At 67.1% G+C, this 20,891-nt stretch carries 15 protein-coding genes and 5 pseudogenes; 15 read left to right on the top strand and 5 right to left on the bottom strand.

Features of this window, described 5'->3' with window-relative positions:
* Window positions 1-112 precede the first annotated feature (112 nt).
* Entirely contained in the window at window positions 113-1,588 is a 1,476-nt protein-coding gene (locus tag AB0I23_RS39115; protein WP_359117563.1) for a DUF6056 family protein, read from the bottom strand.
* Window positions 1,589-2,162: 574 nt separating this feature from the next.
* Between AB0I23_RS39115 and AB0I23_RS39110 the strand changes: the two genes are divergently transcribed.
* The 6 genes and pseudogenes from AB0I23_RS39110 to AB0I23_RS41895 form a co-directional block, all read left to right on the top strand.
* Window positions 2,163-3,578, top strand: a complete 1,416-nt coding sequence (locus AB0I23_RS39110; protein ID WP_359117561.1) for a glycosyltransferase — start codon at window positions 2,163-2,165, stop codon at window positions 3,576-3,578.
* A 60-nt stretch (window positions 3,579-3,638) separates the two neighbouring features.
* Window positions 3,639-5,138 carry a DUF6056 family protein gene (locus AB0I23_RS39105; protein WP_359117558.1) on the top strand — a complete coding sequence of 500 codons (1,500 nt, stop codon included), beginning with the start codon at window positions 3,639-3,641 and terminating at the stop codon, window positions 5,136-5,138.
* Window positions 5,139-5,691: 553 nt separating this feature from the next.
* A complete protein-coding gene (locus tag AB0I23_RS39100; protein ID WP_359117555.1) occupies window positions 5,692-6,033 on the top strand; it encodes a hypothetical protein in 342 nt (113 codons plus the stop codon).
* 270 nt (window positions 6,034-6,303) lie between these two features.
* Window positions 6,304-7,067 (top strand): annotated as a pseudogene (locus AB0I23_RS39095) (universal stress protein); the annotation flags it as partial.
* Between the two features lie 474 nt (window positions 7,068-7,541).
* Window positions 7,542-7,628 (top strand): annotated as a pseudogene (locus AB0I23_RS39090) (IS5/IS1182 family transposase); the annotation flags it as partial.
* Window positions 7,627-7,715: pseudogene (locus tag AB0I23_RS41895) on the top strand (mycothiol transferase); the annotation flags it as partial. The pseudogenes AB0I23_RS39090 and AB0I23_RS41895, both read left to right, overlap by 2 nt.
* 36 nt (window positions 7,716-7,751) lie before the next feature.
* On the opposite strand, the pseudogene AB0I23_RS39085 reads toward AB0I23_RS41895, so the two are convergent.
* Together AB0I23_RS39085 and AB0I23_RS39080 are read right to left on the bottom strand one after the other, a co-directional pair.
* Window positions 7,752-8,087: pseudogene (locus AB0I23_RS39085) on the bottom strand (IS5/IS1182 family transposase); the annotation flags it as partial.
* Window positions 8,088-8,133: 46 nt separating this feature from the next.
* Window positions 8,134-9,219: a PP2C family protein-serine/threonine phosphatase gene (locus AB0I23_RS39080; protein ID WP_359117552.1), complete on the bottom strand. Its 1,086-nt coding sequence runs from the start codon at window positions 9,217-9,219 to the stop codon at window positions 8,134-8,136.
* A gap of 1,173 nt (window positions 9,220-10,392) precedes the next feature.
* On the opposite strand from AB0I23_RS39080, the gene AB0I23_RS39070 reads away from it, so the two are divergent.
* Both AB0I23_RS39070 and AB0I23_RS39065 read left to right on the top strand, forming a co-directional pair.
* The gene (locus AB0I23_RS39070) at window positions 10,393-10,872 is read left to right on the top strand and encodes a hypothetical protein (RefSeq protein ID WP_359117550.1); all 480 of its coding nucleotides are present in this window, start codon (window positions 10,393-10,395) and stop codon (window positions 10,870-10,872) included.
* The gene (locus tag AB0I23_RS39065; protein WP_359117547.1) at window positions 10,869-11,549 is read left to right on the top strand and encodes a vitamin K epoxide reductase family protein; all 681 of its coding nucleotides are present in this window, start codon (window positions 10,869-10,871) and stop codon (window positions 11,547-11,549) included. The genes AB0I23_RS39070 and AB0I23_RS39065 overlap by 4 nt, the downstream gene beginning before the upstream one ends.
* Here AB0I23_RS39065 and AB0I23_RS39060 read toward each other — a convergent pair.
* The gene (locus AB0I23_RS39060) at window positions 11,500-12,783 is read right to left on the bottom strand and encodes a globin domain-containing protein (RefSeq protein ID WP_359117575.1); all 1,284 of its coding nucleotides are present in this window, start codon (window positions 12,781-12,783) and stop codon (window positions 11,500-11,502) included. The genes AB0I23_RS39065 and AB0I23_RS39060 overlap by 50 nt on opposite strands.
* 315 nt (window positions 12,784-13,098) lie before the next feature.
* Here AB0I23_RS39060 and AB0I23_RS39055 point away from each other — a divergent pair.
* The 5 genes and pseudogenes from AB0I23_RS39055 to AB0I23_RS39035 all read left to right on the top strand — a co-directional run.
* Window positions 13,099-13,301 (top strand): annotated as a pseudogene (locus AB0I23_RS39055) (response regulator transcription factor); the annotation flags it as partial.
* Window positions 13,302-13,396: 95 nt separating this feature from the next.
* Window positions 13,397-13,555, top strand: a complete 159-nt coding sequence (locus AB0I23_RS39050) for a hypothetical protein (RefSeq protein WP_359117544.1) — start codon at window positions 13,397-13,399, stop codon at window positions 13,553-13,555.
* Between the two features lie 602 nt (window positions 13,556-14,157).
* Window positions 14,158-15,810: an aa3-type cytochrome oxidase subunit I gene (ctaD, locus tag AB0I23_RS39045; protein WP_359117541.1), complete on the top strand. Its 1,653-nt coding sequence runs from the start codon at window positions 14,158-14,160 to the stop codon at window positions 15,808-15,810.
* A 49-nt stretch (window positions 15,811-15,859) separates the two neighbouring features.
* A complete protein-coding gene (locus AB0I23_RS39040; protein WP_359117538.1) occupies window positions 15,860-16,219 on the top strand; it encodes a hypothetical protein in 360 nt (119 codons plus the stop codon).
* Between the two features lie 1,004 nt (window positions 16,220-17,223).
* On the top strand, window positions 17,224-17,598 hold the full coding sequence (locus tag AB0I23_RS39035; protein ID WP_359117572.1) for a VOC family protein: 375 nt from the start codon (window positions 17,224-17,226) through the stop codon (window positions 17,596-17,598).
* Window positions 17,599-17,893: 295 nt separating this feature from the next.
* Here AB0I23_RS39035 and AB0I23_RS39030 read toward each other — a convergent pair whose 3' ends face one another.
* A complete protein-coding gene (locus AB0I23_RS39030) occupies window positions 17,894-18,520 on the bottom strand; it encodes a DUF4232 domain-containing protein (protein ID WP_359117535.1) in 627 nt (208 codons plus the stop codon).
* Between the two features lie 576 nt (window positions 18,521-19,096).
* On the opposite strand from AB0I23_RS39030, the gene AB0I23_RS39020 reads away from it, so the two are divergent.
* Complete coding sequence (locus AB0I23_RS39020; protein ID WP_359117566.1) at window positions 19,097-19,273, top strand: SDR family oxidoreductase; 177 nt, start codon at window positions 19,097-19,099, stop codon at window positions 19,271-19,273.
* A 174-nt stretch (window positions 19,274-19,447) separates the two neighbouring features.
* Window positions 19,448-20,800, top strand: a complete 1,353-nt coding sequence (lysA, locus tag AB0I23_RS39015; protein WP_359117532.1) for a diaminopimelate decarboxylase — start codon at window positions 19,448-19,450, stop codon at window positions 20,798-20,800.
* The last annotated feature ends 91 nt before the right edge of the window (window positions 20,801-20,891 follow it).

Here is a 20,891-nt window from a genome sequence, read left to right as displayed (position 1 = left end):
AAGCGTGAAGAACTCCCATCATCGCAGGTCACAGGGCACTTCCTCGTTTTCGGAGAAGCTATCCACAGGCATCAAGCCGGTGGATCCGGGCTGAGTCTGCACGGGCCGGTGCTCAGGGGAATCCTGTCGCCAGGACCACGCGTTTCAGATGGTAGTAGTGGGCCACGCATGACGCGGGCCACGGATTGCGCCCGTCGTCACCGAACGGTTCGGTCATTTTGCTGATGGGCAGCCGTGTGTAGGGGAGTACCTTCGCGCCGGCCGCGGACTGGCTGCGCAACCAGTGATCCTGGTGGTCCCATTTCCGAGCACGTACCGCCATGTCGGCGTCGAGATGCACGAGCGAGACCGCAAGCGCCAGGCAGACGAGGGCGTGCACGGTTGCGGCGGCGGCCTTCGGCGGCCCGGTGGGGCGCCCACTCTCTCTCCACGCGCGGCCGAGGAGTGTGCCCACGAGGACAAGCAGCAGGATATAGAGCAGCAGGTAGTCGTTCCAGAGTCGTGTGGACGTCATGACGCTCGGCCCGAAGACCGGGTAGGTGATGACCGTGCACAGATAGCCGGAGACGAGGAGGGCGCAGACACCGGTCCGAGCGAGCAGCGTCCCCCATCTCATCCGGGGAAGACGGCCTTCGTGCTGCCGGATCAGCAGACTCAGGAGAAAGCCTGCCACGAGGGCGCCCAGGTACTGCCATGTCGTGAGAAGGACTGCTGCGTTGTGCGCGAAGCCGCGCAGCGAAGCGAGGAGCGATTCGGGAGTGAGTGTCGACACGGCATCGTGACGTTCACGCCGATGCCGTGAGCCCGGAGAATTGAGGAGGATCAGGCTTCCGATGACGATGCCAGTGATCCCGGCGGCGCACCAGCTGCGGAAGAAGGTACGTCGCTTCTTCGGGAAGACCCGGCCGCTGATCAGCAGCAAGCAGCTCAGTACAACCACACCGACGACACAGGTCTCCTCCGACAGCGTGCCCATCAGGACCCCCGCCACGAAGACCGTGAGCAGGGCGAAACCTCTGCCCCGTCGTGATGTGGCGCGCAGGAGGGGAATGGTCGCAGCGCAGGCGAACACGGGGGGCAGGGTGTGCGAGACTGACGCGGCCGGCCAGTAGAACGTCTTGTAGGTGTTGGGGGACCCGAACAGGAACATCGCCGTCACCATCGATGCCAGCAGGAGGGGGACCCCCCGTGGCACCGTCATCCCTGCCCTGGGCAGAGCGCCGGCGACAACGGCCCAGAGGAGCCCGAGCATCAGCACACCGCTGATCAGTCCGAACCATTGATGCCCGGCGACACCGAACCGCGCATAGCACCAGACCAGCACGGCGTTCATGACGCGCCCGTTGTCCAGGTAGTAGAACTTCCCCACGATCGCGGACAGACCCCCGTCACGCACGACGGGCAGAAAGCACCAGTCATCACCGGAGGGGCGCACCCAACGGCCGAACCAGGCCGCGGCCGCCAGCAGGGCGATGGGGAGGATCGCGAGCGAACCGACCCACGGAGATGGCCACCACCGAGCTGTCCCGCGGTCCGGAACACCGCCCCTCCGTCGCTCCTGAACGGATTCATCTGGGGGACGTTCCACGACCGGTATTCCTTTCGTTCGGGTCCGACACCGCGCCGCGGCCCTCGGGTGCGGGTCCGCCCTCAGGCTGACGCAGTCGGGACCAGTTCGCTCCGGCGTGTCTCGGCCCCCGGGGCGCCGAACCCGGTGGGAAACGCCGGTCCCCGCGGCCTACGCACCCCCTCGCTGTCCGGCCGGGCACGGCTGTTCACCGACGGCGATCAGGGAAACCAGGGCCGGACGGGCCCGAACCCCCCCAGAAGATGGCCAAGTGACAGACACTTCAGCAGAACATGAGCGCACGTGCCGTTGATCAGAGCCGCATCTGCACAACTCTTTGTTCGAAGAACACTGCAACGCAGCAGAGGGGAATCAGGAGTCGATCGGTCCGGCGCATCACCCAGGACCGTTCGGGCGCGGACGAGACGGATGCTTCACCCATTCGGTGCCATCCCGTGGTGTGATTCGGCCGGAAGGCATCGCGGTGAACTATGAGGCCTGCACAATTCGTTTGACGATGCCTCGGGTCGAGACGCGTCAAGAGGACACAGACGCATGCTCCGAGATGCCGTGACCACACCTGCCAGGGATCCGAATGACAGAGTGCCAGGTTTCGATCGTAGTTCCCTGTTTCAATGAGGACGAGGTGATCGAGAGATTTCATCAAACACTGGTTGTCGTCCTCGAAACGACTCGACGCAGCTTTGAGGTCTGTTACGTCGACGACGGCAGCCGGGACGCGACCAGGGAGCTACTGCGCTCTCTCGCTGCCGCGGATCCGCGGGTTCGCTACACCTCTTTCAGCCGGAATTTCGGCAAGGAGGCCGCGATGCTTGCGGGAATGCGTATGTCCCGGGGTGACGCCGTGATTCTCATGGACGCCGACCTTCAGCATCCGCCCTCACTCGTTCCCCGGATACTGGAGCTGCGGCAGCACGGCTACGACCAGGTCGTCGCGCGTCGGGACCGTTCGGGGGACGGCGTGCTGCGCAGCGTCGTCAGCACGGCCTACTACCGTGCGATGGGGCATTGCATGGATGTCGACATCACCGACGGAGAGGGAGACTTCCGGCTGCTGTCCCGACCTGCCGTCGAAGCGGTTCTCGCCCTGCCCGAAGCCAACCGGTTCTCCAAGGGAATCTTCTCCTGGATCGGTTTCGACACCGTCAGCTTCACCTACCACAACGTCAGCCGCGCCGCCGGTACCTCGAAGTGGGGCGGAAGGCGCCTGCTCAACTACGGCATCGACGGACTGATCTCCTTCAACAGCCGACCGTTGCGTCTGGCTGTCTACATCGGTCTCACGCTCTTCTCCGCAGCGTTGGCGTACGCGCTATGGATCGTCGTCGGCGTTGCCCTGCACGGTGTGAGCGTTCCCGGATTCGCCACCCTGCTGACCGCTGTCGTGGCACTCGGTGGGGTCCAGCTGGCCACGCTCGGCATCATCGGTGAATACGTCGGGCGCATCTACTTCGAAACGAAGCACCGGCCGCTCTACGTGGTGCGCGAGACGGAGGTAAGCGTGCGGCAGGAGCGCCGCACCATTGCGGACCGCCATCTGCCCGAAAGGCCGTCAACGACGGATGCGGGAGCCTCTGCGATCGGATCGTCCAAGGGGCGCACCGTGCGTCAGTTCTTCGTCTTCGCGTCGATCGGAATCGTCAATACAGCGGTCTATCTGGCGGTGTACGCCTCCCTGAACCGATGGATCCCCTATCTGATCGCCCACGTCATCGGTTTCGCGGTCAGTATCGTGGGGTCGTTCCTCCTCAATACGTACATCACCTGTCGTACGAAACCGACGTGGCACGGATTCTTCCGGTATCCCGTCTCGAGCCTCGTCAACCTCGTACTCACCGGCGTTCTGCTCTTTGCCGGTGTAAATGCCCTGGGCATGGACAAGAACGTCGCCGCCGTGGCGGCAGGGCTCCTTGCCACCCCGCTCTCGTTCCTGCTCGCCCGGTGGGCCATCAACTCCGGCGCCGCCCTCTCCCAGCAACGGGCCCGCTGATCGGGAACCCGCCCCGGCCGGACCCGAACGGCGCCTTCCTCATGAAGGGCATCAGAACACATGACCGCGGAGCAATCGAAGGCCCCTGACCTCTCCCACCCGGAAGACGGATCGGGTACGTGGAGCAACAAGTGGCTCGCGTCACGGTGGACGACCGTCTGGACCACCGTTCTCGTACTGCTGCCACTCGGCCTGCTGAGCGCGGCGGTCTGGATCGGCCTCCTGGTCCGCCCGGGAGCGGACGACTGGTGCTTCCTCCCGGTAGTCCGGGACGAGGGCGCATCCGGCCTGATCGACAAGTTCTACTTCCAGGACAACGGACGTGTCGCCAACGCGCTGCTCGTCGTCGCCTACGCCGCCTTCGGAGTCCCGGGCCACAGGTGGTTCGCACTGATCACCGGCATTCTCATCCTGGGCATTCTCTGGGCAGTGACCGCCTCAGCGCTCCGCAGTACCAGGATGCGGGCGCCCCGCGCGGTCCCTCCGCTGGTGGCGGCGATGATGACAGTCGTCTTCCTTTTCGCCACGCAGAACACCTACAAGACGTTCTACTGGCCGGCCTCCTCGGTCTCGCACACCCTCGCGCCAGTTCTGGCCGCAGGCTCCGTCATCCCGCTGCTGCGCGCGCGCACCCGGATGGGCCGCGTCTTCGCCTTCGGCACCGCGCTCGTGGCAGGAGTCTTCATCGGCACACTGTCGGAGGAGACGGCGGTCGTGGTGTTCGTCGTCCTCGCCCTTGCACTGCTGACGAGTTACTGGGCCTTGCCGGGCCCCGGCCGGACTCTGGCCCGCTCGTGGTGCGCGGTCGCCTTCGCCGGGACCGCGATCGGAACCGTCATCCTCTACACGTCGCCCGGCGCGCGCACCCGGCGCCAGCGGTTCGACGCCGACGCCACGTCAATGTTCAGCCCGGACACGCTCATGACATGTCTGCGCGCGTTCATGGACATCCTGGGGACGGTCCTTTCGACGTGGCAGTACGCCGGGGCCTTCGCGGCCGGCCTCCTCCTGGGACTGCTGGTGCGCGGAGACGGCCCGCAGACGCAGGGGCTCCTATGGCGTCGGCCTCTCATTCCGGTCGTGGTCGGGGTAGTCGCGTTCCTGCTCTCCGGATATCTCTGCACGGTCGTCGCCCATCCGGCATTCGGTGCGAGCGTGGCCACCGCCTCACGAACCTGGAACGACTATCTGCTGCTCTACGTCATTCTCCTGGTCACCGTCGGTGCCATTCTGGGCCGCGTCCTGCGCACACGGCAGTGGTTGCCCGGCCTCGCGATGGCGGCCGGGGCAGCGGTCGGCGTCATGGCCTGCGTCGGACTTGCCGTCCCTCTGGCCCACCTGGAGCGGAAGATGGAGGTACGGGCCCAGCACTGGGACCGCCAGGACCGGTGGCTGCGCACCCACGCGGCACACGGCGACCAGGTGCTGCCCTACACACCGGTCTCGGTCAGTGGACTGGGCGAACCATTCGGCCGGCACGGTCAGAAGCCGTGGCCGGCCAAATGCGTTGCCCGGTGGTACCACCTCAAGCGCATCACCTACTCACCCCGGTTTCCCTGAACGGAGCCAGGCCGTCCGACGGACACCGATGGGCTGAGGGTTGTCCCGTAGGTGACCGTTCCGCGCGCTGAAAATGGTGAAACCCCAGCTGAGCGCGGCGATATTCCCCCGGCCCGGGCCCCGGGCGCGGTCGGGCGTGGAGACATTCAACTCTGCAGCGTAATAATGAGAGAGTCGGTGATCGATAATGGTGGAACTGTTCGATGAATTCGGGAGAGAATTTAATTGTTGCGTGACCGCGGCTGGGTCTACGCGCTCCGAATGAGGGCTCCTGTCGAGACTTCTTCATCGATTGCGAGCCAATCGTGCAGTGCTGCTTCAAAAGCGTCGAACGATGTTGTGCCGACGAGATTCGTCGCGTTTAGCTGATGGGCGGATGGATTTGTTTCGGAGTAGCGTTGAACGGGGAGGGCAACCTGTCGTTCTCGCCGAGTCCCCGGCGTGTGCTTGACGTAGTCGGCAAAGGCGCCTGTCGAACGGAGTGACGAGGTGTACGCGTATGGAATCAGATCGTGCAGATCGGATGGTGTCGAGACTTCGCGCTCGCGGAGTCATGGCGCATGTGGTCGAGGCGGGTGTTTACGAGTTCGGTATCAGGGTCGTGCTCGACGAAGATCTTGAAGCTCTGTGGGACCTTGACGGGGCTGCCGGTCTTGATGCGGAGATCGTCAGCGAAGGCGTTCTCGTCGGCTTTGTTCCACATGTTCCCGGTTCGGAGAATTTCACCGAAGACCAGCTCGTCGACAGCATTGCAACGACGGATTACGCTGTAGACAACCTTGGCGTCTCGACGGGCCTTCCCACTACGGAAGCCCAGGAATCCGGCGAGGTTCAATCAAATTCAGTTGCGCGTCGTCAGCGCCGGGCCCACTGGATCCGGCGAAGTGAAAAATGAGACATGGCTCGAGGGAACGGTTCCTCGAATTGTAATTATCGGCCCGAGATGGGCGTTGGTGGGGTCTGTGGCCGGCTTGGGCAGCCCGAACAACGGCGAAAGCTGCTGCTGTGCACGTTGGTGCGATGACAGGCGCTTTGAGTATCACCCGTCGTTCGACGGAAGAACTCCGCAGCCTCTCATTTCGGTCACGAATCCACACGCTCAGCAGCGCGGTCACCGGCCTGAACCGACGTGTGCTCAACCTGATGATCGAGGTTGTCAGGGACGCCGGCCATGCATGTTCCGCCCGGCTCGTCGCCGCTGGGGCCGGCCGGGGGCGGGCTGCGGAACATGGTCGGACGGCTGGTGGCCGAGGCGGTGGAGCGTGCACGTTCCATCGTCCCTGAGGTGGAGATCAGCAACGCGGTGGTGACGGGTGAGCCGCTGGCGGTGCTGGAGGCTCAGTCGCGCAATGCAGCGCTGGTCGTGGTCGGCAGCCGGGGATCGGGGGGTTTCGGGGGCTGCTGCTGGGGTCGACGGCGGTACATCTGGCCGCACATGGTCGCAGCCCGGTCATGGTGGTGCGAGGCAGTCCCGATGCCACCCGCCCGATCCTGCTCGGGGTCGATGGCTCACCGGCCGGTGATGCGGCGGTCGGGTTCGCCTTCGCGGAAGCCGCCCTTTCCGGAACAGGCCTTGTAGCCCTCCACGCGTGGACGCCCTGGAGCGCGCAGGCTCCACCGCCTCAGGATCCGTCAGCGCCCTGTGCCTCGGAGCCGGGCATGCTCGCGGACGCCGAGGAGCGTCTGCTCGCCGAAGCCGTTGCCGGCCGAAGGGGGAGGTACCCGGACGTGTCGTTCGTCCACACCGTCGTACGGGGCGGCGTCCGCGAGGCACTCGTCGAGGCGAGCAGGAGCGCCGGACTGCTTATTGTCGGCGCACGCGGTCGCGGCGGATTCACCGGCCTGCTCCTCGGATCGGTCAGCCAGTCCCTCCTCCGCCACGCGCACTGTCCGGTTGTCGTCGTGAGAGGCTCCGGTGCCTGGCAGTGAGACCGCCGGGGCGCCTCGACCAGCCGACAGTCCCACGGCCACCGCGTACTGCTCACTGGCTGTCCCTGAGGTGACGCTGCCGCGGGAGACCGAGGCCGATCGTGGCAGCATGAACTCGTTGCGCGTCCAGACCAGACCGCGCTCACGGCGGTTGAACTCGTCGTAGAGATCATGGATCCGGATCGCCTGACTCTTGGGGCCGCCTTCCCGCTCACCACGGTTCCGCCCCTGATTCTCCAGCAGAACCTGGCCGGACGGCCGCAGGGTGACGAACTTCGCGCTCAAGCTCGGCCCCGGCTGGTCGACGAGGCCATATCCGGGTTGGTCCGGCCACGGCAGGTAGGAGCAGGTACATCTCCTGGACGCTCAGGATGGATAGTCCCCTGCTCAGCAGCACGGGATCCCACCACCAACACGTCCACGAAACGCAACCTTCAAGCGGCTCCGCGCTCGTGATCCGCCGGCTTACGCCCGGTGGTGATCGGGCATCCGCTGCCCGGCCTTCGCAACGACTGCCGGGCGTTTGCCGAGTCCGGCGTCGATCGCGCGTGGCGCTGCGCTGCGCAAGCCAGAGTTGCCGTCGGGTGGAGCTGTCTGGGACTTGTCCGGCACCTGGCACACGATGTTGAGCGGTTCTGGTTCCGAGCCTCTTCGTCGGCGACAGGAACGTCGTCGACTCGGGAGGGGAACCAGCGTGCCGTCCACGATATGGACGGTGTCCTTGCGCGGCCGGAGGACCGGCGAGATCGCCGGCAGCGGCGCCAGGTGGTCAAGGATCCGGTCGGCCGCCGACTTCGAGATGCCGGACAGCGGCGCGAACTGCCGCAACGTGAGGTTCGTGCGCCGGCAAGTGGCCATCAGCAACACCCGGTCGGCCAGAAACAGACGCCATGGACGGCCACGCCGGGCATCACCGCCATGACGGCTCACCAGCGCCACCAGCTTCTCGAACTGCGACTCACCCAACCCGGAGAACGGCTCGATCCACTTCGGATCATCCGCCGAGATGCCCCCACCCATGACCACCGAACGCCCCAACAGGACCGCCAGTTGGGGACAACCTTCTTTAGTCGCTCTGGTGGTAGACGGCGAGGGCCGCGGTGTCGTCGTGGAGTTGGTTGTTGCTGTAGATGAGGAGGTCGTGGTGGAGACGGTCGAGGAGTTCCCGCGGCTGGAGGTGGCCCCAGGAGAGGACACGTTCGCGGAGGGGGTAGAAGGCCCCGGTGGAGTCACGGGCCTCGGTGACGCCGTCGGTGTAGAGCAGCAACTGGTCGCCGGGGCGGAAGGGGTACTCGTCGACGCGGTAGGCCTGCGTGAGGAGCATGCCGAGGTTGAGGGGCGGTGCGGGGTCGGCCGCCTCCAGTTCAGTGACTCCGTCGGGGCGGATGAGGAGGGGCGGGGGGTGGCCGCAGTTGACGATGCGGACTACGTGGCGGCGGGGGATCTCCGCGAAGACGGCAGTGACGAAGCGCTCGCCCATGTCGCTTCCGGCCAGGCGGGCGGCCCTGCGGTTCATGCTGGTCTCCACCCGGCGGGCAACGGCAGTGAGGTCGGCTTCGTCGTGGGCGGCCTCGCGAAAGGCGCCGAGGAGGGTGGCGGCCGTCTCCACGGCAAGGAGTCCCTTGCCGCGGACGTCGCCGATGACAAGGCGGAGTCCGTACGTGGTGGGGACGGCCTCATACAGGTCACCGCCGATGCGTGCTTCCGCGGCGGCGGACAGGTAGAGGGCTTCCACCAGAATGGGGCCGATGCGGTGAGGGACCGGGCTGAGCAGGACACGCTGCGCGATCTCGGCCACGAAACGTACGGTGGCGAGGGTGCGTTCCCGGCGCACGCGGTGGGCAGCCAGGATTGTTCCAAGGACGCCGACCAGAGCGGTACACAGGTAGGCAGCCACGTAGTGGCGCTCCCACACGTATTCCACCGGGCGGCCCGCGCAGCACGGGGTTCCGGCCAGGACCCCTTCGAAGACGATCGCGAACACGGTGATGGCAGCTACGGCAGCGGGGCCGTGGGCGAAGGCGGCGACCACGGGGAGGGCGATGAGCAGGAAGCTCACTGGCCACTGCACGGGCGTAATGGGTTCGAGCACCAGGATGCCTGCGATGTAGAAGGCGGGCAGCCAGCGCATCCATGCGGGCGCGGCCGGCACTTGCGGGCCCCCACCGCCAGGCCGCGCTGCCGAGTCGCTCGCCGCCCCGGGGCGGTCCGGCCGCCTCACTGCTCACTCCGTCGCGGAATGAGCGGCGCGAGCACGGACGCTGCCCGGTCGGAGGACGGAGCTACCGTGTGGCCTGCACGCGGACGGCGCTCCTGGCGGCTCCACTCACACAGCCTGTACACGCGGGACTCCTGGCACATGAGATGGTCAAGACGTCCATCCTGCTGCGCTGCCACGCTTCGGGCTGGCCATTGCTCCAGCCAATGGCATGTCAGAACCTTTGTGCGGGGCTGGCTGGCCTGCCGGGCGGTGGTGGTGGTGCTTCCGCAGGTGTGGGTGGTGGACGACACCGGTTCCCGAAGTGCGGAGTCTGCTCGCCCGGGGTGGCGAGGCGGTGCTCCGGCACGCGGGGCAGGTCGTAAGTACTGTGTCAGACGGCCGGCCGGATTCCGGTGACCAGATGTGGACGGATGCGTACCGCGCAGTTCATCACCGGGCCCGACCAGGGGCGGAGTATCCGCTGGTAGCGCTTCAGCGCGTCCGGATCGGCGACCGGGCGGCATTACCCCGTGGCGACGACACTCCAGCCCAGATGGGTCAGCGGATCGATGTCGTCGGCCTGGTGGGCGACCACGACTCCCAGTCGCCATGGTCGCGGGGCTGGGCGAACAGATCCGAGTCCTGATGGGGGTCAGGATGACGACCTGACCGTGGTTCAGCAGATGGTTCACCGGTCGGACGGCAGGCAGCGTGCGCTGGGTGAAGAAGACCCGCCCGAGCGACACCCTGCCGAGCAGGCTCAGTGCCTGGGTACCTGCCAACTCGACCGTGCGGCACGCCCGGTGGCCGCCGAACCCGAAAGCGGTGCCGCCTCCGATCGTGTGGTCACAGCCGTACGCACGGACGGCTGGGGCGACTGATGGCATGAGTGGCTCATGGGGGCTGCCTCGTCTCCGGTCTGCTCACCTGCCGCACGAGTACATCGTGTGGCGCCGCCCCCATGCCAGGGCCGAAAGGCCCTAGCGGCGTCGGACCTCCGATGGGTTCACTGCGGTACATCGCATGCTGCGGGCCGGTCCGGTATCGGCCCCCGGGCCGGGCCGTGGTGTGGCGTGGCGTGCGGGAGCGTTCGAACGGTGCGGGTACGCGCAGGAGGGAAACGTAGTGATCGCAGTCGTCGGGCACAGAGACCTCAGCAACAGAACCCTGGAACTGGTGGAAGCTGAACTGAGAGCGCGGCTGGACCGCTTGGCAGAAGGTGCGGCCGCCTTGGTGCGGGCCGGGGCGGGGCTGCCGCTGGTGTTCGGGCGGACCGCCCGGGAGGCCGGGCGGAAGCTGACAGTGCTGCTGCCGGCCCAGGGCGCAGTTCCCGCCGTGCTGCCCGAGCGGGACCGGTCGGCCGCAGGCGAACTGCTGGTCCTGGCCGAACAGGTACGGCTGCTGGCTTTCGATCCGGCCGACCGCAACGCGTGTGTCAGCGCCGATGAACGTCTGGTGGAGACGTGCCGGACCGTGCTCGCCGTGTGGGACGGATCGCCGTCGGACGGTCGGGACGCCACCGCACATCTGGTTGCCTTCGCGCGTGCGCGAGGAATCCGGGTGGAGGTCGTCTGGCCGGACGGTTCCGTACGGGGGTGGACATGAAGCTGTTGGAACGTGGGGCGGGGCGGGTGGCGGGAGGACCCGAGGCCGACGACCGGGTCTGCGCCAATGCGTCCGCGACGGGCTACGACCGGGAGTGCGCCGGGGCGAGGCGGGGATTCGGGTGGCTGTTGGTGATCACCGCCGCACTCGGGCTGCTCGGTTCGTTCGTCATCACGGTCGACAAGTTCGAACTGCTCGCCGGTCCTGGCTTCGTGCCCGCCTGCTCGCTGAGCCCCGTGGTGTCCTGTACGAATGTGATGCGCAGCGAGCAGGCGTCGGTGTTCGGCTTTCCCAACCCGCTCATCGGGCTGGTCGCCTTCGGGGTGGTGATGGGGACTGGCGCGGGCCTGCTTGCAGGCGCACGCTATCGGCGCTGGTACTGGTTGGGGCTGAACCTCGGCACGCTGTTCGGCGTCGGCTTCTGCATGTGGCTGATGACGCAGGCGTTGTACGACATAGGCGCCCTCTGCCTGTGGTGCGTGCTCGTGTGGGTGGCCACCGTCTTCATGTTCTGGCACACCACGGTGCACAATCTGCGCCATGGCGTCCTGCCCGCCCCACGCGCCCTGGTCGCGGCGGTGCTGGAGTTCCCCCTCGTTGTGCCGGTGACCTGGTGCCTGGTCATCGTCATGCTGATAGCAACCCGGTTCTGGTCGTACTGGCAGACGTTTCTGTGACCGCGACGATGCCGGTGGTCTCGTGACGGATGTGCGCGGCCGGCACTCCGGCGGCGACCAGCCGCGCGGAGACGGCCCGCGCCGGCCCGGTCGTGGAGGCCTCGGGGGCCAGGGCCAGGAGGGCGTGCTGCCGGGCGGCGGCCCCAGGATGCGGGGACAGCATTCCGTTCAAGGCGCGCAGCCCGGCACCCGCAAAGCGAGCATCCGTCTCATCAGCCGCAATGACGGTCAGCCACGGGCGTCCTCGCCGGAACTCCTCCAGATACGCCGCGTCGTACATCTCTTCGGCCGCCCTCTCCTCCGGCGCGGCGAGACCCAGCAGCAGCCGTACCCGGTGCGCACGTGACCGGTCGGCGTCGATCCGCTGGAGCAGCGCCTTCATCGGAGCCCAGCCCGTACCGGAGGCGATCAGCAGAATGTCTGCGGGCGGAATGTGATCGGGCAGCGTCAGCGCGCCGCGCGGTGCGCTGAGACGGATGGCTCCGCCCTCCCGCGTACCGTGCACCAGCGCATCGCTCACCCCGCCGGCGCCCCGGGCCCGTACATGGAACTCCAGCTCACCGTCCGGATGCGGCGCGCGGGCCAGATAGTAGGGACGCCATGCCTGTTCCAGCAGCGGCGACTCCAAGGACGCGTACTGCCCGGCCTCGAAGGCGTAGGGCTGATGGGGCCGTACCCGCAGCACCGCGAGGTGGGGCCTGCGGAGTTCGTGCGAGGTCACTGTCGCGTCCCAGCTGGGCGGTTCGGCGATCGCCTCGTCGGCGCCCCTGACCATCGCCGAAACGGCCAGCCGCAGCATCCGCAGCCAGGCGTACTCCAGCGCACTGGTCCACCGGGCGCCCGCCCGCGCGTGCAGCGCCTCGATCAGCGCTGCCTCGAAGGCCTCGAAATGCGCGGGGCGCACACCGAGCTTTCGATGGTCGCGCCCCAACTGCCCGAAGACGCCGATCATCTCGTCCGTACGGTGCAGATTGCCGATCAGATAGCGGAAGATTCCTACGAGATGGACCTGTTGGAACGCCATCGACTCGGGGAACAACGACCGTAGATACGGATGCCGCTCGAACAGAAGCCGGTACAGCTCGGCGATCAGCTCCTCCAGCGGGCTCACCAGCAGGAGGGAGTTGCTGATCAGCAGCTGGTCGGCCGTTCCGTCGTACGCCGACGGGGCCTTGGCGCTCCACGGTTGGGGACGGCTGCCGGACGGGGCCAGGATGCGTTGTCGCAGCCGCATCGCCTCATGCCGTGCGAGCAGTGCGTGGTAGTCCTCGCTCGGGGTGTTCATGGGCCGGTGACTCCTCGGTGCAGCGCAGTGGGGTGGCCGGGAAAGGGAGATGTCCGTGGCGCCCGGACGATCTCGGCGGCGCCAGTATGGCACCGGGTCCAGTCCGCTGACCGGCCCCGGCCACAGGGCCTTTCGGCCCTGTTCAAACGCCGTTTGCCATGCCGTGGCTCCCCGACGGGAACAGGCCCGCGGACGGGCACATAATGGTTCCGGTCCTCTCCCCGAAGCGATCGAGCATGATGTGAACGAGTCCGAGAAGTCCCCCTGAGCACGACCCCGTCGCAGTCCGCGGCCCCCGTACGCGTTTTCATCCTCGACGACCACGAGGTCGTACGGCGCGGCGTACGCGATCTGCTGGAAGCCGAGGACGGCATCGAGGTCGTCGGCGAGGCGTCCAACGCCCGGGAGACGCTGGCCCGCGTACCGGCCCGCAGGTCGCCGTGCTGGACGTACGCCTCGGCGACGACCGACCGCTGCCCGGTCGGCCCCCGCCATCTCCATCGCCCGCTCGGCGATCAGATGCAGCACCTCGTCGGCGTCCGTCCCCGAGAACAGGGTGCGAGTGATCTCGCCCAGTGCCTCCAGACGCCGCTCCCGGCGACGGCTCTCGTCGTACATGCGGGCGTTGTCGATGGCGACCCCGGCCGCGATCGACAAGGTGGTCAGCACCGCCTCGTCGTCGGCGTCGAAGCTCACCCCGCCCCGCTTCTCGGTGAGGTAGAGGTTGCCGAACGAGGGCGGGGGAGGCGGAGCCGGGAGAAGGGACTCCGAAGGGGGAGTCGGGCGCGGTAGGTGCTGTCTCTGTCATCGGGGCGCCGCTCTCTGGGACCGTGTGCCGTATGCCGGGAAAGCGCTCACCGGATCACCGAAGGGCTGGGACCGGTCCACGGACGGTCGGCCTACGACAGCCACGGGGCCGAGGGCCCGGCGGTGCACTGCCGCCTCCGGGAACGGCTCGGGTGAGGCCGGTCGGCCGCCTGATGGGTCGACAGCAGGGCCGATCGGCCCTGTGGAAGGTACCTGTCGGTCCCTGGAAGGCGCCGAGGGGCACGGCCAGCATGGTGCGGTCGGGAAGGTCCGGTCCGTCCCCTCGTGATCCACCGGACCTTTCCGACCGCTCCCCTCCGCCCCGTGCGGCTGGGGAGCGCTCGAAGAACCGCAAGAGCTGGAGGACACGGTCCGGTGGACGCAATGGAATCGCAGGGCAGTCAGGCCGCCCCCTCACAGGGGCCCATGCCCCCCGACCCCGGAGCCGTCATCGCCGACGCCCACTCCACCAGGAACGATCGCCGGGCCCCCCGGACCGACACGAAAGAGCCGGCGATGCAACCCGGCACCGATCGGCTGGGCTCTTCGTCCCGCGGGCGGATCGTCGTCTCGTGGCTGACGACGACCGACCACAAGCAGATCGGCACGCTCTATCTCGTCACCGCGTTCGTCTTCTTCCTGATCGGCGGCGCGATGGCACTCGTGATGCGCGCCGAACTCGCCCGTCCCGGGACGCAGATCGTTTCCAACGAGCAGTTCAATCAGGCATTCACCATGCATGGGTCGGTGATGTTGCTGCTGTTCGCGATGCCGCTGTTCACAGGATTCGCCAATTGGCTCATGCCGCTTCAGATAGGCGCACCCGATGTTGCGTTTCCGCGGCTGAACATGCTGGCGTACTGGTTGTTCCTCTTCGGTTCACTGATCGCTGCCGCGGGGTTCCTCACTCCTCAGGGAGCCGCCGACTTCGGATGGTTCGCCTATGCCCCGTTGTCCGACGCCACGCATTCACCGGGCGTCGGCGCCGACATGTGGATCATGGGCGTGGCACTTTCCGGTTTCGGTTCCATTCTCGGAGCGGTGAACTTCATCACTACCATCATTTGCATGCGTGCCCCAGGAATGACCATGTTCCGGATGTCGATCTTCACCTGGAATGTACTGCTGACCGCTGTACTCATCCTCCTGGTCTTCCCGGTCCTGGCCGCAGCGCTCTTCGCTTTGGAGATGGACCGGAAGTTCGGCTCACACATCTTCGATCCCGCCAACGGAGGCGCGCTTCTGTGGCAGCACCTCTTCTGGTTCTTCGGCCACCCCGAGGTCTATGTACTGGCTCTGCCGTTCTTCGGTATCGTTTCCGAGATCATTCCGGTATTCTCCCGGAAGCCGATGTTCGGCTATATCGGTCTCGTCGCCGCGACGATAGCCATCGCCGGACTGTCCGTCACCGTCTGGGCCCACCACATGTATGTCACCGGTGGCGTACTGCTGCCCTTCTTCGCCTTCATGACCTTCCTGATCGCCGTACCGACGGGAGTGAAGTTCTTCAACTGGATCGGCACGATGTGGAAGGGCTCGCTGTCCTTCGAGACGCCGATGCTGTGGACCACCGGATTTCTGATCACCTTCGTCTTCGGCGGACTGACCGGAGTCATTCTGGCCTCGCCACCACTGGACTTCCATGTCTCCGACTCGTACTTCGTTGTCGCCCACTTCCACTACACGCTCTTCGGCACGGTCGTGTACGCGATGTTCGCCGGATTCCATTTCTGGTGGCCGAAGTTCACCGGCAAGATGCTCGACGAGCGCCTGGGCAAGATCACGTTCTGGGTGCTGACGGTCGGCTTCCACCTCACGTTCCTCGTGCAGCACTGGCTCGGAGTCGAGGGAATGCCGCGCCGGTACGCGGACTATCTCGCCGCTGACGGTTTCACCGCTCTCAACACCCTTTCCACCATCGGCTCATTCCTCCTCGGCCTGTCGTTCCTGCCCTTCTTCTACAACATCTGGAAGACCAGCCACTACGGCAGGAAGCTCACCGTCGACGACCCCTGGGGTTATGGCCGCTCCCTGGAATGGGCCACGTCCTGTCCTCCGCCCCGGCACAACTTCGCTTCGCTGCCCCGTATTCGCAGCGAGTCCCCGGCCTTCGATCTGCACCATCCGGAGATCGCCGCACTCGAACTCGAATTCGCTGTACCGCACTGACCCTTCCATTTTCCCCCCGCAAGCCCCGCCCTCAGGAGAGAGCTGCCCGATGTCCCATGGTGTTCTGGCGGTCGGTGTCGTCGTGCTCCTCGCATCCGGCAACGTCTGGTATCTGCCTGCCTATATCGACCTGCGGGCGGGCCAGGACCGGCCGCGCTCCCGGCGGCCGGCCGCGGCCGCTGTGCTGACCGGGTGGGGATCGGCGACCCTCACGATGCTTCTGCTGCTCATGCCCGTCGATCCGAGCACGGTTGCGCTGGTGGCGGTCACGTGCACAGCCGCCGTGGGGTTCCTGACTGTCCAGGCGTGGCTGCGACGGGGTCAGGAACAGCGTGAGGAGGAAGCTCGCTGGTCCGCGCTCTTTCCGGTACGGACCGCCGGCCCGGTCGGGACCACCGAGGACGAGTAATGAGCCGCCACCTGGTGCACCGAAACGCCTCATCGGCTTCGGCGAGGTGGACGGCGACCGACGCGAGTCGTGGGCAGTACTGAGGCTTTCCGCGAGTGCAGGACCGTAACGGCGAGCCAATTGAACGGTTCAACACCCGGCTGGCCGCGTCGTTATGGGCAGTTCGGCCCTATCGTCCCCGATTAGCCCCTGGACAGGTCATAGCGACTGTCCAGGGGCTTCCGGTCGATCCAGGGCGGGAGCATTGTGCCAGGTTGGGCCTCGTGGACCGGGGGTGTCCGCGCAGTCGGTGAGGTCCGTATGAGAAAGCGTGAGACGACGCAGCCCCGCCGGAGTGCTCTGGTAGGAGGCTGGGCGTCACTGTCGAGCGTCCCGGACGGACTTGGAGTCTCGTGCCGGCGAGGCGGGGATCTGCGCGCGCTCGCGAATTCAGGCGGCCGACTTGCGGGTGGTCCGGTCCGGTGGCTCGCCGAGCTGGATGAAGGGCTGGTCCCTCATGGGTGGTCACCCGTCAGCGAGTTGCTCGACGAGGCGGAAGTACTTCGCCTGTGCCGCCTGCGCTTCACCGGCGTCCTGCACACCTGGGGCTTCGCGCTCTACCTCGCCAGCCGAGACAAGTACGAGGACAACGTCCTGCCCACCGGGCTGTCCTTCGGCTCACTCGAAGAGTCGCTCGACTGCGCGTGCGGCCTCCACCTCGGCGACCGACGCCCTGATCAACACCCCTCCATGAACTCCCCAGAGCAGCATGGATCTTGCACACGGTGAGGACACATCAGCTATTAACCGATCGCTCTTCTGTTGTCACAGCCTCCCAGATTCAGTAAGGTCACCCAACGTGAACACCGGACCGGCACTGCGCCACACACAGATCGGCTATCCGGTGGAGGGCTGATCGCACGGCGGGTGCGGAGAAGGCGCCCCCTCAGTTCGGCACGCGGACCTCCCAACGCTCGTGCAATGCGAGTCCGTTCTTCGTGTCGAACACCATCGAGGTCAGCCGAATGACAGTCACGTTCAACCACACCATCATCGCCGCCAAGGATCGCAACGAGTCGGCTCGGTTCTTCCGAGAGCTGCTAGAACTTCCGGAAGCACCGTCATGGGGCCCGTTCACCAACATCCAGCTCAACGATGGCGTGCTGCTTCAGTTCGCCGAGCCGCCGGTGGAGATCCAGATGCAGCACTACGCGTTTCTGATCGACGACGAGCTGTTCGATCGGACGTATCGGCGGCTGTGTGATCGCGGCATCGAGCACTGGGCCGATCCGCAGATGCGACGCCCCCACGAGATCAACAACGAGCACGGCGGTCGAGGGGTGTACTTCAAGGACCCTGCCGGTCACGCGATTGAGCTGATCACACACCCGTACCTGTAACCAAGAGAGTACCTGGTCGGGCACCCAAAACGCGGCGCCCGACCAGGCGACCGACTTGTCCGGCTGCTCCTCAAGTAATCGTGGAAGTCATCTTCATCTTCCATGTTCCTGAAGTGACCGTGACCCAGCCTGATCAACACCCCTCCACGAACTTCTGCGGAGCAGCACTAGCGGTGGTTTGTCAACAAACCACCGCTAGGTAATCCGTCGCCCGCTTCACCTCGAACGGGTCGTTCTTCCTGGCGGCCGCCGAGGAGGCGTCCGGATGACGCCACCCCGGCCGGTCGCCCTTCCGTCAGCCGCCCACCGCTGTAGTTCTGAAGAGGCCGCCGCAGATGAGGGGTTGGGTGGTACGCAGGGTCAGGGCCTCCCGGGAGCCGGGCGGGTAGACCCGGAGATAATCGGGCCGGTCCCAGCACTCCGCGCCCTTGATTCCGCGGTTGAGGGTGTGCAGGGTGACTTCGGCTGAGTCGCCGGCCTCGATGACGGTGACCTGGCCGGCGGCGCCCTCTCGGTCGGCGGGTTCTCCGATCACGCTGCCGTCGCGCCTGATCAGGGAGACCCCGGGGAAGCCGGTGAGGGTGCAGGAGTCCGAGGAGTTGTTCACCAGCGTGAGCCGGTAGTGGATCTGGCCCGCGCCCGCGTCGCCCTGCCTCAGGCTCATGGCCAGCGCCTCGGTCGTGCAGCGCCCCGGACCGCTGCCGGTGGCCGGGGCGGACATGGCAGCCGAGGCGCTCGGGGGAGCGGTCCCGGTGGGAGCGGGCTCGCCCGACGCGATGGGCGCATCCGGGGCGGTGCTGCCGGTGGCCGACCTGCTCGATCCCGCAGGCTCGGCCGAGGGGGAGCCGCCGTGGTTGCAGCCGGCGGCGCCCACGGCGAGGGACGTGACCGCCACCGGGACGAGGGCGTACCGGCGGAGCACGCCCCTCCTCCCGGCCGGTCCGCGCCCGCGCGGACGGAAAGATCGTGCGGACGGTGGGGTGATGGTTCGCGGAGTGGAGTCCATGGTTCTCGCCTGCTCGCTTCCGTGTCTCCTGAATCATCCCGCGGCGCGGGAGTTACGGTTCCGGACTCCGGACCGCGCCCGCCGGAGCGGCGGCCGGAACCGGTGGCGGACGGTACGGGTGCGGACGGGGGGACCGCGTGAGTCAGGGCCTGTGCCTGAGGGATGAGGCGAGTTGGACCGGAAATAGGGCGGAACTGGGTCAGGATCGGGATAGCAGTGGGGGAAATCGGGATGGGAATGGCCCTGCACAAGGGACGAGTGGCTGGATCAGCTACCCACCCAGGGCGCCTTCACCCGGCTCCCGCTGGCCAAGCTCAGGGAAGTGCTGGCGGGCGTTGGCGCCGCCATCGACGCGGCAGGAGGCAGCTTCATGATGCACTACGCCACCGTGGCAGTCACCGCGAAGCGAACCGATACCCCCTGACCCGCCTCGGGGTTCCATCCGCTGCTCCCTGATGCGTTGCCACGGATCTCTGGCCGGGGGAGGGAGGCATCGCGGCCACCGTCGCGGCGGCCGGCGCCACCGCACCGGACAACGTCGCCCAGGGGTTCGCGGCCCAAGCGGTGACCGGGAGGTTCACCCGGCCGCAAGAGGGCGCCGATCTGGTACTTCTGCTGGCGAGTGGCCGTTCGGGCAGCATCACCGGATCGGACTTCGTCATCGACTGAGGACTGATCACAACCTGGTGACGGAAGTTCCCCGGCCCGGTACAGGGCTCTTCCCACGGCCACCGATGCGGCCTGAGCATCGAAAGTCATGAGGCTCAGCCATAGAAGAATGCGCTTTCGTGACCCCTCCTGCAGGCCGCAGGATGGCGGAGAACCGGCCTGCGGGGAGGAACCATGTCGTCAGCCATCGAAACGGGTCTGCTGCCCTTCACTTCCGAGATCCGCCCGGAAGGGCTGGCCGTCGGAGGGGTCCTGCTCACCGAACTGGCACAGCGTTTGGGAACACCGCTCTTCGTGTACGACGAGGAGCACCTGCGCCGACGCTGCCGGGAGGTGGTCGCCGCCTTCGGCCAGGGCAACGTCGCGTACGCCTCCAAGGCATTCCTGTGCACGGCCATGGCCCGACTGGCCCACGAGGAGGGGCTGTTGCTCGATGTCGCCTCCGGCGGCGAGCTGCGGGTGGCGCTGCACGCGGGTGTTCCGGCCGGGCGGATCGTGCTGCACGGCAACAACAAGGACGAGGCGGAGCTGAGCACGGCGATGTCAGCCGGGTTGCGGCACGTGGTGGTCGACAGCTTCGACGAGATGGACCGCATCGAGCGCCTGCATGCCGAGAAACAACTGCCGCCCGTCCGGGTCCAGTTGCGAGTGGCGCCCGGTGTTGCCGCAGGGGCGCACGAGGCGATCCGCACCGGTGGCAACGACTCGAAGTTCGGCTTCGGCCTCGTCGGCGGAACCGCCGCAGCCGCGGTGCGGCGGGCCGTCGGCTCCCCGGCGATGATCCTGGAGGGCGTCCACGCGCATGTGGGCTCCCAGGTGCTGGACACGGCGGAGCTCGCGGCAGGAGCCGCGGCCGTCGCACGGTTCGCCGCGGAGGCACGGGTGCACAGGCTCACCGTCGGCGGCGGCCTCGGAGTCGCGTACGAGGCGGGGCAGACCGTACCCTCGTTCGCCGACTGGGCGGCCCGGGTGCGCACCGCGGTGCGCGATGCGGGCTGGGGCGGCGACGTGACAGTGGAGCCCGGCCGGTCCATCGCCGCCCGTGCGGGGCTGACTCTGTACCGGGTGGGCACGATCAAGCACATCGAGGGCGTGCGGACATACGTCAGCGTCGACGGCGGCATGAGCGACAATCTCCGCCCCGCCCTGTACGGCAGCCGCTACGAGGTGTTCCTGCCGCGCCGCCCCCGCGCACCGCGACCCCTGCGGGCACGGCTGGTCGGCAAGCACTGCGAGAGCGGCGATGTGATCGTCGTCGACGCCGCCCTGCCGGCCGAGGTCGCGGTGGGTGATCTCCTGGCCACGCCGGTCACGGGCGCATACGGATACGCCATGGCGTCCAACTACAACAAGTTGCCGCGCCCCGCTGTCGTTTTCGTGTCCGATGGCCGTGCCCGCACCGTGGTGCGCCGGGAGACCGAGGAGGACCTGCTGCGCCTGGACGTGGACGAGCCCGCCGGGTCCGTCGCGCCGCCGGCGACCGTAGGGTCGTGTGCCGGGGCGGCGCAGTGCGTCGGCACGGCCTAGGGCGTGTTCCAGGTTCAGATCACTGTTGGGTCAAATCGCTCCGCCGGAGTGGCTCGGGACGGTAGACATCCGGGGTGACGCGAGGCGATCT

The sequence above is a fragment of the Streptomyces atratus genome, assembly GCF_040655115.1.
GTDB lineage: Bacteria > Actinomycetota > Actinomycetes > Streptomycetales > Streptomycetaceae > Streptomyces > Streptomyces atratus_D.
Note: the sequence above shows the minus strand (reverse complement) of the source record. Positions and strands in the feature narration are given on the sequence as shown.

Excerpts from the sequence above, each read along its gene's own strand:
- AB0I23_RS39110 (WP_359117561.1), top strand. The coding sequence starts at position 2,163 with ATGACAGAGTGCCAGGTTTCGATCGTAGTTCCCTGTTTCAATGAGGAC.
- AB0I23_RS39105 (WP_359117558.1), top strand. The coding sequence starts at position 3,639 with ATGACCGCGGAGCAATCGAAGGCCCCTGACCTCTCCCACCCGGAAGAC.
- AB0I23_RS39100 (WP_359117555.1), top strand. The coding sequence starts at position 5,692 with ATGGCGCATGTGGTCGAGGCGGGTGTTTACGAGTTCGGTATCAGGGTC.
- AB0I23_RS39065 (WP_359117547.1), top strand. The coding sequence starts at position 10,869 with ATGAAGCTGTTGGAACGTGGGGCGGGGCGGGTGGCGGGAGGACCCGAG.
- AB0I23_RS39060 (WP_359117575.1), bottom strand. The coding sequence starts at position 12,783 with ATGCGGCTGCGACAACGCATCCTGGCCCCGTCCGGCAGCCGTCCCCAA.
- ctaD (WP_359117541.1), top strand. The coding sequence starts at position 14,158 with ATGCAACCCGGCACCGATCGGCTGGGCTCTTCGTCCCGCGGGCGGATC.
- AB0I23_RS39040 (WP_359117538.1), top strand. The coding sequence starts at position 15,860 with ATGTCCCATGGTGTTCTGGCGGTCGGTGTCGTCGTGCTCCTCGCATCC.
- AB0I23_RS39035 (WP_359117572.1), top strand. The coding sequence starts at position 17,224 with ATGACAGTCACGTTCAACCACACCATCATCGCCGCCAAGGATCGCAAC.
- lysA (WP_359117532.1), top strand. The coding sequence starts at position 19,448 with ATGTCGTCAGCCATCGAAACGGGTCTGCTGCCCTTCACTTCCGAGATC.